The organism is Ruegeria sp. CDSA077, assembly GCF_059612265.1.
On the sequence record NZ_JBXWQG010000001.1, the window covers coordinates 1,287,476 to 1,299,455 of the forward strand.

Annotated in this window: 13 protein-coding genes; 5 read left to right on the forward strand and 8 right to left on the reverse strand. The window is 57.2% G+C overall.

The features are described from left to right. Positions 1–16: 16 nt before the first annotated feature. The 3 genes from AC2FLE_RS06460 to AC2FLE_RS06470 all read right to left on the reverse strand — a co-directional run bounded on the left by AC2FLE_RS06460 (position 17) and on the right by AC2FLE_RS06470 (position 2,164). On the reverse strand, positions 17–469 hold the full coding sequence (locus tag AC2FLE_RS06460; protein WP_496695881.1) for a host attachment family protein: 453 nt from the start codon (positions 467–469) through the stop codon (positions 17–19). 209 nt (positions 470–678) lie between these two features. Beyond that, positions 679–1,560, reverse strand: a complete 882-nt coding sequence (locus tag AC2FLE_RS06465) for a metallophosphoesterase (RefSeq protein WP_496695882.1) — start codon at positions 1,558–1,560, stop codon at positions 679–681. Between the two features lie 4 nt (positions 1,561–1,564). Beyond that, positions 1,565–2,164, reverse strand: a complete 600-nt coding sequence (locus AC2FLE_RS06470) for a superoxide dismutase (protein ID WP_142633050.1) — start codon at positions 2,162–2,164, stop codon at positions 1,565–1,567. A gap of 102 nt (positions 2,165–2,266) precedes the next feature. On the opposite strand from AC2FLE_RS06470, the gene AC2FLE_RS06475 reads away from it, so the two are divergent. Both AC2FLE_RS06475 and AC2FLE_RS06480 read left to right on the forward strand, forming a co-directional pair. Then, positions 2,267–3,028 carry an FkbM family methyltransferase gene (locus AC2FLE_RS06475; RefSeq protein WP_496695883.1) on the forward strand — a complete coding sequence of 254 codons (762 nt, stop codon included), beginning with the start codon at positions 2,267–2,269 and terminating at the stop codon, positions 3,026–3,028. A 102-nt stretch (positions 3,029–3,130) separates the two neighbouring features. Further along, positions 3,131–3,529 carry a hypothetical protein gene (locus AC2FLE_RS06480; protein WP_496695885.1) on the forward strand — a complete coding sequence of 133 codons (399 nt, stop codon included), beginning with the start codon at positions 3,131–3,133 and terminating at the stop codon, positions 3,527–3,529. Between the two features lie 42 nt (positions 3,530–3,571). On the opposite strand, the gene AC2FLE_RS06485 is transcribed toward AC2FLE_RS06480, so the two are convergent. The 4 genes from AC2FLE_RS06485 to AC2FLE_RS06500 all read right to left on the reverse strand — a co-directional run bounded on the left by AC2FLE_RS06485 (position 3,572) and on the right by AC2FLE_RS06500 (position 8,851). Continuing rightward, complete coding sequence (locus AC2FLE_RS06485; protein WP_496695887.1) at positions 3,572–4,138, reverse strand: sarcosine oxidase subunit gamma; 567 nt, start codon at positions 4,136–4,138, stop codon at positions 3,572–3,574. Next, a complete protein-coding gene (locus AC2FLE_RS06490) occupies positions 4,131–7,145 on the reverse strand; it encodes a sarcosine oxidase subunit alpha family protein (protein ID WP_496695888.1) in 3,015 nt (1,004 codons plus the stop codon). Before AC2FLE_RS06490 ends, AC2FLE_RS06485 begins: the two co-directional genes overlap by 8 nt. A 43-nt stretch (positions 7,146–7,188) precedes the next feature. Further along, positions 7,189–7,518, reverse strand: coding sequence for a sarcosine oxidase subunit delta (locus AC2FLE_RS06495; RefSeq protein ID WP_142633040.1), 330 nt, complete (start codon positions 7,516–7,518; stop codon positions 7,189–7,191). Between the two features lie 88 nt (positions 7,519–7,606). Beyond that, complete coding sequence (locus AC2FLE_RS06500; RefSeq protein ID WP_496695890.1) at positions 7,607–8,851, reverse strand: sarcosine oxidase subunit beta family protein; 1,245 nt, start codon at positions 8,849–8,851, stop codon at positions 7,607–7,609. Positions 8,852–9,046: 195 nt separating this feature from the next. Between AC2FLE_RS06500 and ccmI the strand changes: the two genes are divergently transcribed. The 3 genes from ccmI to AC2FLE_RS06515 are packed head-to-tail and all read left to right on the forward strand — an operon-like array spanning position 9,047 to position 10,981. After that, positions 9,047–10,270 carry a c-type cytochrome biogenesis protein CcmI gene (gene ccmI / locus AC2FLE_RS06505; protein WP_496695893.1) on the forward strand — a complete coding sequence of 408 codons (1,224 nt, stop codon included), beginning with the start codon at positions 9,047–9,049 and terminating at the stop codon, positions 10,268–10,270. Further along, positions 10,267–10,731: a Holliday junction resolvase RuvX gene (ruvX, locus tag AC2FLE_RS06510; RefSeq protein WP_271947775.1), complete on the forward strand. Its 465-nt coding sequence runs from the start codon at positions 10,267–10,269 to the stop codon at positions 10,729–10,731. Before ccmI ends, ruvX begins: the two co-directional genes overlap by 4 nt. Before the next feature lie 16 nt (positions 10,732–10,747). Further along, positions 10,748–10,981, forward strand: coding sequence for a DUF1289 domain-containing protein (locus AC2FLE_RS06515; protein ID WP_142633031.1), 234 nt, complete (start codon positions 10,748–10,750; stop codon positions 10,979–10,981). Positions 10,982–11,238: 257 nt separating this feature from the next. Here AC2FLE_RS06515 and AC2FLE_RS06520 read toward each other — a convergent pair whose 3' ends face one another. Then, positions 11,239–11,967 (reverse strand): SpoIIAA family protein, encoded by a 729-nt coding sequence (locus AC2FLE_RS06520; protein ID WP_496692378.1) that lies wholly within the window; start codon positions 11,965–11,967, stop codon positions 11,239–11,241. Positions 11,968–11,980: the final 13 nt, after the last annotated feature.

Below are 11,980 nucleotides of genomic sequence, written 5' to 3' on the forward strand. Positions count from 1 at the left end.
GCAGATCGCCGGATACTCAACTGGCCGGTTTTAGACGGCTGATCAGAACCTGTTCCACTTTGTTCAGCGGGTGGTTGGTCAGGGTCTTATCAACCTCGGCAACCACTTTCCTTAAGACTTCGCTGTGCAGGCGGCGACGCAGAAGGCCCAAAACATGGGGGCTGGCGACCAAAACCAGGCGTTTATATACCCCCTTCAAACCTTTGCGATTCAACAGGTTAGCCACATCCTGCACGAACAAAGACTTGGCCTGAGATTTCCACTTGGGTTCTTCGACCGCTGATTTCTGATTTGGGCCATTGTCCGAGCGCCGCCCCGCCCGATCAGAGGGCCTAGCGTTTGGGGCATCGCTTTCTTCGACCGAGACAACCACCAGATTGGGGTCTTCGGCATCCGTGATATTCTCCATGAACAGCGCCTTTTCCCCGTCGGCGATGACAATCCATGTTCCCTGCGTTAATGCGACCATTGTGATCTCCTGATTTGGTTTTTCTGAGACCATCCCTCGGGTTTCAGGCACGGCTAACCGTTTGCGCAGCTTTGTTTTTCGCCGCGCCGCCTGTGTTTTTTGCAAGTGATTTGCGGCTCTCTCCTCCGCTCCCTTTAAGGTAGGCACTGCGCGCCATCTTACAATCCGGCCGGGCACCGAAACTGCCGCTATAGGCGGGTTTTCACCGGTCAGGAGGACAGTTCGATGACCGTAATCTCGGGCGTTACGCCAAAACGGACGGGCAGGATCGAACATCCGATGCCCCCGGACACGACCAGATCACGATTGCCTTCGCGCACGTGACCATAGGCATAGCGATTGCCGAATTTCGAGGGCACCACCGGCGACCAGCCAAACAGCCTTACCTGCCCTCCATGAGTATGACCCGACAGGGTCAGGGCCACGCGATCAGGAACTTTGGGGAAGATATCCGGTTCATGCGCCATCATCACCACCGGGGCATCATCCGTGATCTGCCCAAGCGTCGCAGGCAGGTCATCCAGCCCTTGGTATCGACCATTGCCCGTATAAATCGCCAACTGATCTTCAAGGCCTGCAAGCCAAATCCCGGCACCATCCAGTTTGAAGGCCTCGTTTGAAAGCACCCGGATACCATTCCGCCTCAGCGCATCGCCGTACAGATTCGGCCCGCCCCTGCGCTTTTGGGCTGACCGGTCATCCCACCAATCGTGATTTCCCAGAACCGCATAGACACCATGCTTTGCCTGCAACCCGGACAACACCGGCGCCAGATCGGCAATTTTAACCGGTTGTAAATTTATCCTGTGCCCGGCGGCATAGTCACCCAACAGCAGGATAAGGTCAGGTGACAGAGCGTTTGTGCGCCGAACGATCTGCTGGACTCTTTTCAACCCCACATAGGGCTCACCCACATGCAGATCAGCCAGCACCGCGATCCGCAGCGGCGGTGCGGTCCAGTCCGCGCGCCGGATCCGCCACTTACGAACACGCAGGCGCAGCGCGGGTTCGATGAAGAAACCATACGTGGCAGCAAAAAGGCCTGCCAGCATCACTGCCAGCAGGCCCTTTATGAACCCTCTACGGGTCACTGGATCACATCCGCGAAGCGACGTTTTCCCAGTTCACCAGATTGTCGAGGAAGTTCGACAGGTACACCGGACGCTTGTTGCGGAAGTCGATGTAATAGGAATGCTCCCACACGTCGCAACCCAACAGAGCAGTCTGACCAAAGCACAGCGGGTTCACGCCGTTTTCGGTCTTGGTCACTGCCAACGAACCGTCCGCATTCTTGACCAGCCACGCCCAGCCCGAGCCGAACTGACCGGCACCAGCTGCGCTGAACTGCGACTTGAACTCGTCAACCGAGCCAAAGCATTCGACCAGCGCCTTTTCCAGCTCGCCAGGCATGGCGTTGTCGCCGGGGCCCATCATCTCCCAGAACTGGTTGTGGTTCCAAAGCTGACTGATGTTGTTGAAGATGCCGTTTTGCGCGACGGCATTTGCGTCGTAGGTGCCGGTGATGATCTCTTCCAGCGACTTGCCGTCCCACTCGGTACCGGCGATCAGCTTGTTGCCGTTGTCGACATAGGCCTTGTGGTGCAGGTCGTGGTGAAATTCCAATGTTTCGGCGGACATGCCCTTGGCTGCCAGCGCGTCGTGTGCATAAGGAAGATCAGGAAGTTCAAAAGCCATCTCGGCCCCCTGTTGAAAATGAATGTTGCGGTTTCCAAAGGTTAAATGCTTTGGCAAGTGCCGCAGGTCAAGGGCAGAGATCATAAAACCCGGAGGTCCGCGATGCTAACTCAGGCGCGCAAGATGTTTTACCGCGCCCGCGGATACTATGCGGGCAGCCTGAATGGCGAGCCTTTCCGGCTGGATCCCTACCACTCGAAGTTCTGGCGCAAGGCCTCGGCCGGCGCGTGGGAGCCCGAGACTTTTGCCGTGCTGGATAGATATCTAACGCCGGACAGCGACTATCTGGACATCGGGGCATGGATCGGCCCAACGGTGCTGTACGGTGCCCGCAAAGCCCGCCACGTCTGGTGTTTCGAACCAGACCCCACCGCGTTTCGGCATCTGGCGTGGAATCTGGACCTGAACGACATTCGCAATGTTTCGGCATTTGGCGTCGCATTGTCGGATCAATTCGGCGTGGCCCGTATGGCATCCGTTCGCGGTGTACCCGGGGATTCCACCAGTTCACTGTTGCATGACGGGGTGCATGGGACAGATGCATTGACCATCGAGTGGGATCAGTTCGAGGCCGTAAATGACCTATCGGGTGTATCTCTGGTCAAAATGGATATTGAGGGGGCTGAGTTTTTTGTACTGCCGACGATCCTGCCCTGGTTGAAACGGACGCGACCCACTCTGTACCTCTCGCTCCACTCACCGCTTTTGGCCGAAAAGGACAGACACCAGCGGACATCCGACCTGCTGAACAGCCTCTCCTTTTATTCTAAAATTACTGACGAAACCGGACGCCCGCTGGATGTTCAGAAAGCGCTCAGCCCAACGGAAATGACACGATACCATACGGTTTTATTTACTGGGTAGTAATGCGGCCATTAGCCCTGTCGAAGTAGGTGTTTCCCCACTTGCAACCCAAGCGTGAGCTGGTTGAAGTGCGCCCACGGATTAGTTTGAAGGATAACAAAAATGAAAGCTTCGCTTATGGCGATTGCAGCGATGATCGTTTCCGCGCATTCAGTTTTAGCTGGTACTGTTGAATACAAATGTGAAATCACGAAGCCGGACGGCCACGGCTGGATCGCGCCCGAATATTTTTTTCAAGTAGATACTGACACGCGCGAGGCCAAAGTTGTCAGCGGCCATCACGATTGGACCAGCGCCCAACTCAAAGTGAAAAAAAGTGGCGAATATCGCTTGCTTTGGAACGTCACCCTCCGGTCAAGCGAAGGACAAAATCTGCGCATGAAATATCAGGCAAATCTTAATTCAGCAAAAAACACTGTCAAAGTTCGCGCCAGTTTTGCTCATATAAGCGCTGCCAACAAGCCATATGGATCTGGAGTCTGCAGCGTATTCACCGGGTAAAGAAAGCCCCGGTGTGACCGGGGCTTTTTAGTTCACTTCGGTTCAGTAAATCCCGATGCCGCTGCCGGGCTGCGCAGCAACTTTAAGCAGCTTGAACACGTAGTCTGCGGTTGACCGGAAGCAGACGACGCGGAGAGTTTCGGCGTCATCCATCCAGAACGCACCGGCAACCTGCGCCAAGCGCGAGCGGCGGATTTGGCCAGGTTGGAAGGCGTCAGCCGACAGATCTACCGGGGCCAGTTTGCCCAGAACTTCGCGAGCGTTCGCGCCCGAGATGCTGAACACCGCGCGGGCATCCGAGACGTTGACCGCCAGGGCATGCACACCGCTCAACGCGTTGGTCATCGCGGCCAGTTTGGCCTCGACCTCGGCATATGGGACAAGCACAAGCAATTCGTCGGTGGACATCCAGCAAACACCGCAGTCTCCGTCGACAAATGCCTCGCGCTGGCCGGGTACTTTCTGGCCGGTGGCGTCTTTGACGGCCTTCACCAGAACCTTGTCGGACAGGTCGCCGCGCAGGGTGATCATGCCCTGCAGGCCGCATTCTTCAACCTTGGCGATGCCCTCATAGCTGGCGTGGTTCAGTGCGCTGATGGGTTCAGACATTCTGCTTCTCCCCGTCCTTGTCGAAGAAGATCGGATCCACGATCTTTGCTTTGTAGGATTTGCCATCGGTGCCGGGGAACTCGACAATCTCGCCCATGCGGTCAGGACCATGCTTGATCAAGCCCATGGCGATGCCTTTGCCCAGATTGGCCGAATAATAGGTTGAGGTCACACGACCGATCATGTTGCGCTGACCGTTGGCGTTGACACCCTCGCCCACTGCGTAAGCCCCATCCGGGATGACAGAACCATCCACAGTCTCAAGACCCACCAGTTTCCAACGCTCGGGATCGGCCATATGGCTGCGGGAATGAGCGCGCTTGCCGAGGTAATCCTCTTTCTTTTTCGACAGCGCCCAATGCAGCCCCAGATCCTGCGGGATCACGGTGCCGTCGGTCTCGTCGCCGATCATGATAAAGCCTTTCTCGGCCCGAAGGATGTGCAGACATTCAGTGCCATAGGGCATCACGCCGAATTCCTTGCCTGCCTCTGTCAGCGCATCCCAGAAAGCCTGCCCTTGGGATGCAGGAACGGCGATCTCGTACGACAGCTCACCCGAGAACGAGATGCGATAGGCCCGGCAATCAAAGTCGCCGATCTTGCCATCGCGCCACTCCATGAAGGGCAGCGCCTCCTTCGACACATCCATGCCGCCGAGCTTTTCAAGCACCTTGCGGGCGTTGGGGCCAACAACGGCGACCTGCGCATATTGCTCGGTCACGTTGGCAACATAGACTTTCCAGTCCCACCATTCGGTTTGCAGCCATTCTTCCATGTGACCGTGGATACGTTCGGCCCCGCCGGTGGTGGTGTGGCACAACCATGTGTCTTCGTCGATCCTGGCAACAACACCGTCATCGATCAGAAAGCCATTTTCGGAACACATCAGGCCATAGCGGCATTTGCCGATCTTCAGCGTAGACATCATGTTGGTGTACATCATGTCCAGGAACTTGCCTGCGTCCGGCCCTTTTACGATCAGCTTGCCCAGGGTCGAGGCATCCAGCAGGCCGAGGTTCTCGCGGGTGTTTTTCACCTCACGGTTCACGGCGTCATGCACGGATTCACCCGGACGAACATAGGCATAAGTCCGGCGCCAGTGGCCGACCGGCTCCCAATCGGCACCGTTCTTGTCGTGCCAGTTATGCATCGGAGTCTGGCGGATTGGCTGGAACAACTCACCACGTGCCTCACCGCCGATAGATGCCATTGAAATTGGGGTGTAAGGCGGGCGGAACGTTGTTGTTCCAACCTTCGGGATTTCGGAGTCCAACGCATCAGCTAGGATCGCCAATCCGTTGATGTTACTCAGTTTACCCTGATCCGTTGCCATGCCCAGAGTGGTGTAACGCTTGGTATGTTCAACGCTCTCATACCCCTCACGCGCGGCAAGTTGCACGTCCGAAACTTTGACGTCGTTTTGGAAGTCCAGCCAGGACTTCATCCGCAGTTGAATATCCGCGTTCGCAGGCATCAACCAGACCGCAGCCATAGGTGCCTCGGACGTAGTTTCCCCGACAGGCGCTTTGGTGCGTTTGGTTTTGAATCCAGCCGCTTTGGCTGCGGCCTTACCAGCTGCATCGGCATCGGCCAGCACATCGACCAGCGCGATCGGGCCATTCGATGCCCCGGCGGCTACGACGAACCCTTCGCCATCGGCCCCAAGCGGGGGTCGTGCAGGATCCGGCCGGAAATGCGCATTGGCATCGTCCCAGATCAGCTTGCCGCCGCAATGCGACCACATATGCACGACCGGAGACCAACCGCCCGACATCGCAACCGCATCGCATTCCACCTCTTCACGGGCGCCACCGATGCCGTCCTGATTGCAGATGGCAACTTTCTTGACGCGTTTGCCGCCTTTGACTTTGGCAATGGCCTTGCCCACATCGACGCGGATACCCAGTTGGCGCGCCTCTTCAGCCAGAGGGCCCGAGGTAGCCCTTGCGTCAACCACACGCAAGATATCCACACCGGCCTGTTTCAGGGTGATCGCAGTCCGGTAGGCGTCGTCATTATTGGTGGCCACAATCACCTTTTCACCGGGTGTCACACCCCAGTTCACGACATAGTCCCGCATGGCCGAGGCCAGCATGACACCTGGCACATCATTGCCCGCAAAGGACAACGGACGCTCAATCGCACCGGTAGCAGTCACGACCTGTTTCGCCCGAATACGCCACAGACGATGGCGCGGGCCCTGTGCACCAGGCTTGTGGTCTGTCAGGCGTTCATAGCCCAGCACATAGCCATGGTCATAGACCCCTGCACCCATGCAGCGATTGCGCAAGATGACGTTGTCCATTGTTTCAAGTTCGGAAACAATTTGTTCCACGAAATTATCCACAGGCTCATCATTGATTGTGCCGCCATCAACTGGGGCACGGCCACCCCAATGCGCGGTCTGCTCAATCAACATGACCTTTGCACCGGACTGAGCGGCCACTTTGGCAGCCTGCAAACCGGCCACACCGCCACCGATCACCAACACATCGACGAAGTTGTAGAAATGTTCATAGGTATCCGCATCACGGCTGTCCTTGTCGGGGGCTTTGCCCAGACCGGCAGATTGGCGGATGAACGGCTCGTAGACATGTTTCCAGAACGGCTTGGGATGAATGAACATCTTGTAATAGAAGCCAGCCGGCAGGAACCGCGACAGGTGCGTATTGATCGCACCGATATCAAATTCCAGGTTCGGCCAGTGGTTCTGCGAGATCGAGGTCAGACCGTTGAACAGCTCGGTCGTGGTGGCGCGCTGGTTCGGCTCGAACCGATTGCCCTGCCCCAGACCGACCAGAGCGTTGGGTTCTTCCGCACCACTGGCGACAACACCACGCGGGCGGTGATACTTGAACGAACGGCCCATCATCATCTGATCATTAGCCAGCAAGGCCGAGGCAAGCGTGTCGCCTTCGTAGCCCTGCATCGAAGTGCCGTTGAAGGAGAATGTGACCTGTTTCGACCGGTCAATCAGCCGGCCTTGATTTGCGAGACGGGTGCTCATGATGCGGACCTTTCGCAGGCGGAATTACGGGTGGTGGCGCGGATCATTTGTATTCTCTCCACGTCCAGCCAGGGCGCTTGGCGGTGATCGCCTCGCGAATTTCTTTGGGCGGCTCAAACACCTGGGCAGAGTAGGTGCCGAAAACTTCGAGCGTTTGCGTGCAGCGCGCCGCGTGGAACCACTTGCCGCATCCGTTCGCATGACGCCAGCGTTCGAAATGAACGCCTTTAGGGTTTTCACGCATGAACAGGTAATCGTGGAAGTCACCATCCGACGAGCCCGGACCGAAACGCTTCAGATGCGCCTCGCCACCGGCGGCCAGTTCGGTTTCTTCGGCATCGACGCCGCAGTAGGGGCAATTCAGGATCAGCATATGTTCATCCTTTCGGCAGCAGGCGAGACCATGCTGCATGCGAAATCTGAGTAACGGGCGCGCGAGATTTTTCGCCGAAAAATCTGCATCAGTGCGCCACCCCGGCCGCGACGCTTTCGTCGATGAAGCGGCCTTCTTTGAAACGATCCAACGAGAACGCCTCGGTCAGCGGTGAATGACCCGTGGCCATCAGCTGTGCCATGCCCCAGCCGGACCCCGGAATGGCCTTGAAGCCACCGGTGCCCCAGCCACCGTTGATGAAACAGTTCCCCAGGGGTGTTTTTGACAGGATGGGCGAGCGATCGCCGGTCATATCCACGATCCCGCCCCATTGCCGCAGCATTTTCAGGCGTGAGATCATCGGGAAGGTCTCGACCAGCGCGCGCACAGTTTCTTCGATATGGTGGAAGCTGCCGCGTTGGGTGTAGTTGTTGAACCCGTCGGTGCCGCCACCGATCACCATCTCTCCCTTGTCGGATTGCGACATGTAGCCATGCACCGTGTTGGCCATCACGACCACGTCCATGCAGGGTTTGATCGGCTCAGACACCAGCGCCTGCAGAGCAATCGCCTCAAGCGGCAGACGGAAGCCCGCCATTTCGGCCAGTTGACCGGAATGGCCCGCAACCACGATGCCCAGCTTGTCACAGTCGATCGCACCTTTGGTGGTGTCGACACCGACAACACGACCATCCTGTGACCGAACCCCGGTCACTTCGCATTGCTGGATGATATCCATGCCCATGGCGGAACAAGCGCGCGCATAGCCCCAAGCCACCGCATCGTGACGGGCGGTGCCACCGCGTTCCTGCCACAGCGCACCCAGAACCGGATAGCGCGGGCCTTCGAGATTGATGATTGGCACCAGTTCCTTGACCCGGTCAGGTGTGATCCATTCAGTCTTTACACCCTGCAGCGCATTCGCATGAGCCGTGCGCTGATAGCCGCGGATTTCATGCTGGGTCTGCGCCAGCATCATCACGCCGCGCGGGCTGAACATGACGTTATAATTCAGGTCCTGGCTCAGATCCTCATAAAGGCTACGCGCCTTTTCATAGATCGCGGCAGACGGATCCTGCAGATAGTTCGAGCGGATGATGGTGGTGTTCCGACCGGTATTACCCCCGCCCAGCCAGCCTTTTTCGATCACAGCGACATTCTGGATGCCATAGTTCTTACCCAGGTAATAGGCGGTTGCCAGACCATGGCCACCCGCCCCCACAATAATGGCGTCATAGCGTTTCTTGGGCTCGGGCGAACGCCAGGCGCGTTCCCATCCGGTATGATAGCGCAGCGCTTCGCGCGCCACAGCAAAGGCTGAATAGTGTTTCATAAGCGAATCCATCCGGTTCGGTGATTGGCGCAGGTATGCCGCGTAACCGCCTTTGGCCCCTGCCGTGCAACGCCATAATATCGCACTATTGCGACATCGCCCTTATTATTGCGACATGAAGCCCCCTCGCGGCCATTTGTCCCTTTTTTCCGCCCCGCCACAGGTCTAAGTCAGGACAGCCATCTTGGAGTTATCATGACCTTCTGGGCCCTCATCATAGCCACCGCTGTTCTGATAGCGGTTTTTCTTGGGATTTCGATACTGCGTAGGCGAGATACGCGCGAACCATCCACAGCGTATGACTTGCAGGTCTATCGTGAACAGTTGGCCAGCGTAGATCGAGACCTGGCCCGTGGTGTCATCGCTGACGCAGATGCCGAGCGAGTTCGCACGGAAATTTCACGCCGCATTCTTGCGGCTGATGCGCAGATGCAATCTTTGTCTGAACCGCAAGGGCCGTCCAAATGGATCTCGGTTGCGGCATCCATATTTGTCGCGGCCATCCTGGTTGGCGGAGGATCCTGGATGTATCTGAAGCTTGGTGCAGCCGGGCTCCCCGATCAGCCCCTGTCATTGCGGCTAGAAATGGCCGATGCTCTGCGCACAGAGCGCCCCAGTCAGGCCGAGGCAGAAGCCGCCACGCCACCCGCACCACTGCCACAGCTTGACGAAAGCTATGCCTCTCTTCTCGGGCAACTTCGCGAAACCGTTTCCGGTCGTCCTGATGACCTACAAGGACATATCCTTCTTGCCCAGCACGAGGCGAACGCAGGTAACTTCCATGCCGCCTACAAAGCGCAGCAACGTGTAATCGAACTGTCCGGGAATACTGCACCCGCAGATGCCTATTCGCATCTTGCCGAGATGATGATCCTTGCTACCAACGGATATATCTCGCCCGAAGCTGAAGACGCATTGAAACAGTCATTGCAGCGTGATCCACGCCATGGTCCGGCTTTGTATTACCTGGGACAGATGATGGTACAGGTCGGACGACCTGATATCGGTTACAGGATCTGGGTGGATGCACTTGGAAGCGCGCCGACAAATGCACCCTGGGCAACGGCCATTCGCGCACAGATGGACGATCTGGCCTTTCGTGCGGGTGTGTTCAATGCCGCCCCTATACCCGCAGGGAACCCAGGCCCCGGTGAGGATGACATCGAGGCCGCTGCATCTCTGACCGCACAAGAGCGCCAAGAGATGATCCTTGGCATGGTCGAGCAACTGTCAGACAGGCTTGCAACCGAAGGCGGTTCCCCCGAAGAATGGGCCCGGCTGATCGGTGCCCTTGGGGTGATTGGCGACATCGACCGGGCCACCGCGATCTACGCCGAAGCCCAATCCGTATTCTTGGACAATGACAACGCACTGGATATCCTTGGTGCAGCAGCAGCTCAGGCTGGGGTGACCCAATGATCCATGACATTTTTGAGGAATTTGCAGGCTCGCTTGCGCCTATGAGCGCGTTGATCGGTCTCGATCTGGGAGAAAAGACTATCGGGGTTGCAGTCTCGGACCGGATGCGCGGTGTTGCTAGCCCGCTGGAGACCGTAAGGCGCAAGAAATTCACTCTGGATTCTGCCCGTCTGCTGGAAATCATAGCCGACCGTGAGATCGGGGGTATCCTACTGGGTCTGCCGAAAAACATGGATGGCAGCGAAGGGCCGCGCTGCCAGTCCACCCGTGCCTTTGCCCGAAACCTGTCCCGTTTGACCGAAGTTCCGATCGGGTTCTGGGACGAACGGCTCAGCACGGTTGCGGCAGAAAAGGCACTGCTTGAGGCGGATACGACACGAAAGCGTCGCGGACAGGTTATCGACCACGTCGCGGCAGGCTATATTCTGCAAGGCGCGCTGGACAGAATGCGCTTTCTTTAAGGATCGGAAAACGCTGATGTCGAACATGGTTTGGAAAAGGAACGAGGTCGAAAGCCCGTGCATCCAGATCTGCGTTGTGCACCCGACCGAGCGTATTTGTACCGGTTGCTACCGCACGATCGACGAAATCTCTCGCTGGTCAAAAATGGACAGCTCTGAGCGCGCCGATATCATGGCAGACCTACCGTCTCGCAAACCGCTGCTTGCCAAACGGCGCGGCGGCCGGGCGGGGCGGCTCAACAAGGCCTGAGATTTCCACAAAAGGATGTGATTGCTGAATCTGCACCGCTGCGGGCTGGTCTGAACTACGAGGGGGTCAAGTTCGTTGACAGTTGGCGAGTGAGTGGCAACCCACAGCGGCGCGTTTCAACAATCGATCCTCTGCAGTGGCTCGGCAGAGGAGTTCGATCTGTGTACGTCTTTTTTGACCAATCGATCAAGAAAAATCCTCGCTGATATTTCTGTGCCCTGACGTAAATGTCACAGCAGGCTCAAGCCGCTGCGTTTCTACCCAGACGCAAGCCATGTTTTGGCGTTCTGAATTTCCTCGGCGGGAAAGAACTGAGTGCGTGTGCCAAGGATGTGACTGGCCACCCGTTGGGCCAGATGTTGCCAGGCTTTGTCGCCAACAACCGCTGCCCGATCCAGATTGCCAATATGCCCCCGGGCCAGCCGAAAATGCGAGGCAAGCGCCGTAAGGCCTTGCCATCCGTCGAACTTGGACAGATCAATCAGCAGGCGAAACCCCTGTTTCTCCTGCAAAATGTACTCCAGATCGGTTTCGGCCTTTTTGAATTCGTCAGGGTCGAGTTTTCCCATCAGGCTGACCTGCACGCAGGGGCCGCCCAGATCCATAACGTGAATAGAGCCCAGAGATTCGCGCAACCATCGGCGCGCTTCTTCAATATTCGCGTGATCGAATACCTGCACAGGGCAAGGGAAAAGTGGAGCCGCAAGCCGGATACTGGTCTGAACCCAACCCTGATCCGCCACCACTCCAATTCGATCAAAGCCGCGCCAGTGGCTGAGGCCCAATTTTGTATCCGACCAAACCGCATTCAGATCGTACCCTTTGAACTCTGGCTGCACGATCGCCAACAACCGCACCGTATCGTGTTCGGCCAGTGCGGCCTCAATCGCCGGGATCAATGTTGTGGAATAGTCCGTACCTGTCACTTCGCCGGAAAGCTCGATTTCAATCAATGCTCCGTCAGAGTTTTTGTGGACAGCAATCATCAAAAAATCCTCC

What these genes read in the sequence shown, in the direction of transcription:
- ruvX (WP_271947775.1), top strand. Translation starts at nt 10,267, where the DNA reads ATGATCCATGACATTTTTGAGGAATTTGCAGGCTCGCTTGCGCCTATG.
- AC2FLE_RS06490 (WP_496695888.1), bottom strand. Translation starts at nt 7,145, where the DNA reads ATGAGCACCCGTCTCGCAAATCAAGGCCGGCTGATTGACCGGTCGAAA.
- AC2FLE_RS06480 (WP_496695885.1), top strand. Translation starts at nt 3,131, where the DNA reads ATGAAAGCTTCGCTTATGGCGATTGCAGCGATGATCGTTTCCGCGCAT.
- AC2FLE_RS06500 (WP_496695890.1), bottom strand. Translation starts at nt 8,851, where the DNA reads ATGAAACACTATTCAGCCTTTGCTGTGGCGCGCGAAGCGCTGCGCTAT.
- ccmI (WP_496695893.1), top strand. Translation starts at nt 9,047, where the DNA reads ATGACCTTCTGGGCCCTCATCATAGCCACCGCTGTTCTGATAGCGGTT.
- AC2FLE_RS06520 (WP_496692378.1), bottom strand. Translation starts at nt 11,967, where the DNA reads ATGATTGCTGTCCACAAAAACTCTGACGGAGCATTGATTGAAATCGAG.
- AC2FLE_RS06485 (WP_496695887.1), bottom strand. Translation starts at nt 4,138, where the DNA reads ATGTCTGAACCCATCAGCGCACTGAACCACGCCAGCTATGAGGGCATC.
- AC2FLE_RS06475 (WP_496695883.1), top strand. Translation starts at nt 2,267, where the DNA reads ATGCTAACTCAGGCGCGCAAGATGTTTTACCGCGCCCGCGGATACTAT.
- AC2FLE_RS06515 (WP_142633031.1), top strand. Translation starts at nt 10,748, where the DNA reads ATGTCGAACATGGTTTGGAAAAGGAACGAGGTCGAAAGCCCGTGCATC.
- AC2FLE_RS06495 (WP_142633040.1), bottom strand. Translation starts at nt 7,518, where the DNA reads ATGCTGATCCTGAATTGCCCCTACTGCGGCGTCGATGCCGAAGAAACC.
- AC2FLE_RS06460 (WP_496695881.1), bottom strand. Translation starts at nt 469, where the DNA reads ATGGTCGCATTAACGCAGGGAACATGGATTGTCATCGCCGACGGGGAA.
- AC2FLE_RS06470 (WP_142633050.1), bottom strand. Translation starts at nt 2,164, where the DNA reads ATGGCTTTTGAACTTCCTGATCTTCCTTATGCACACGACGCGCTGGCA.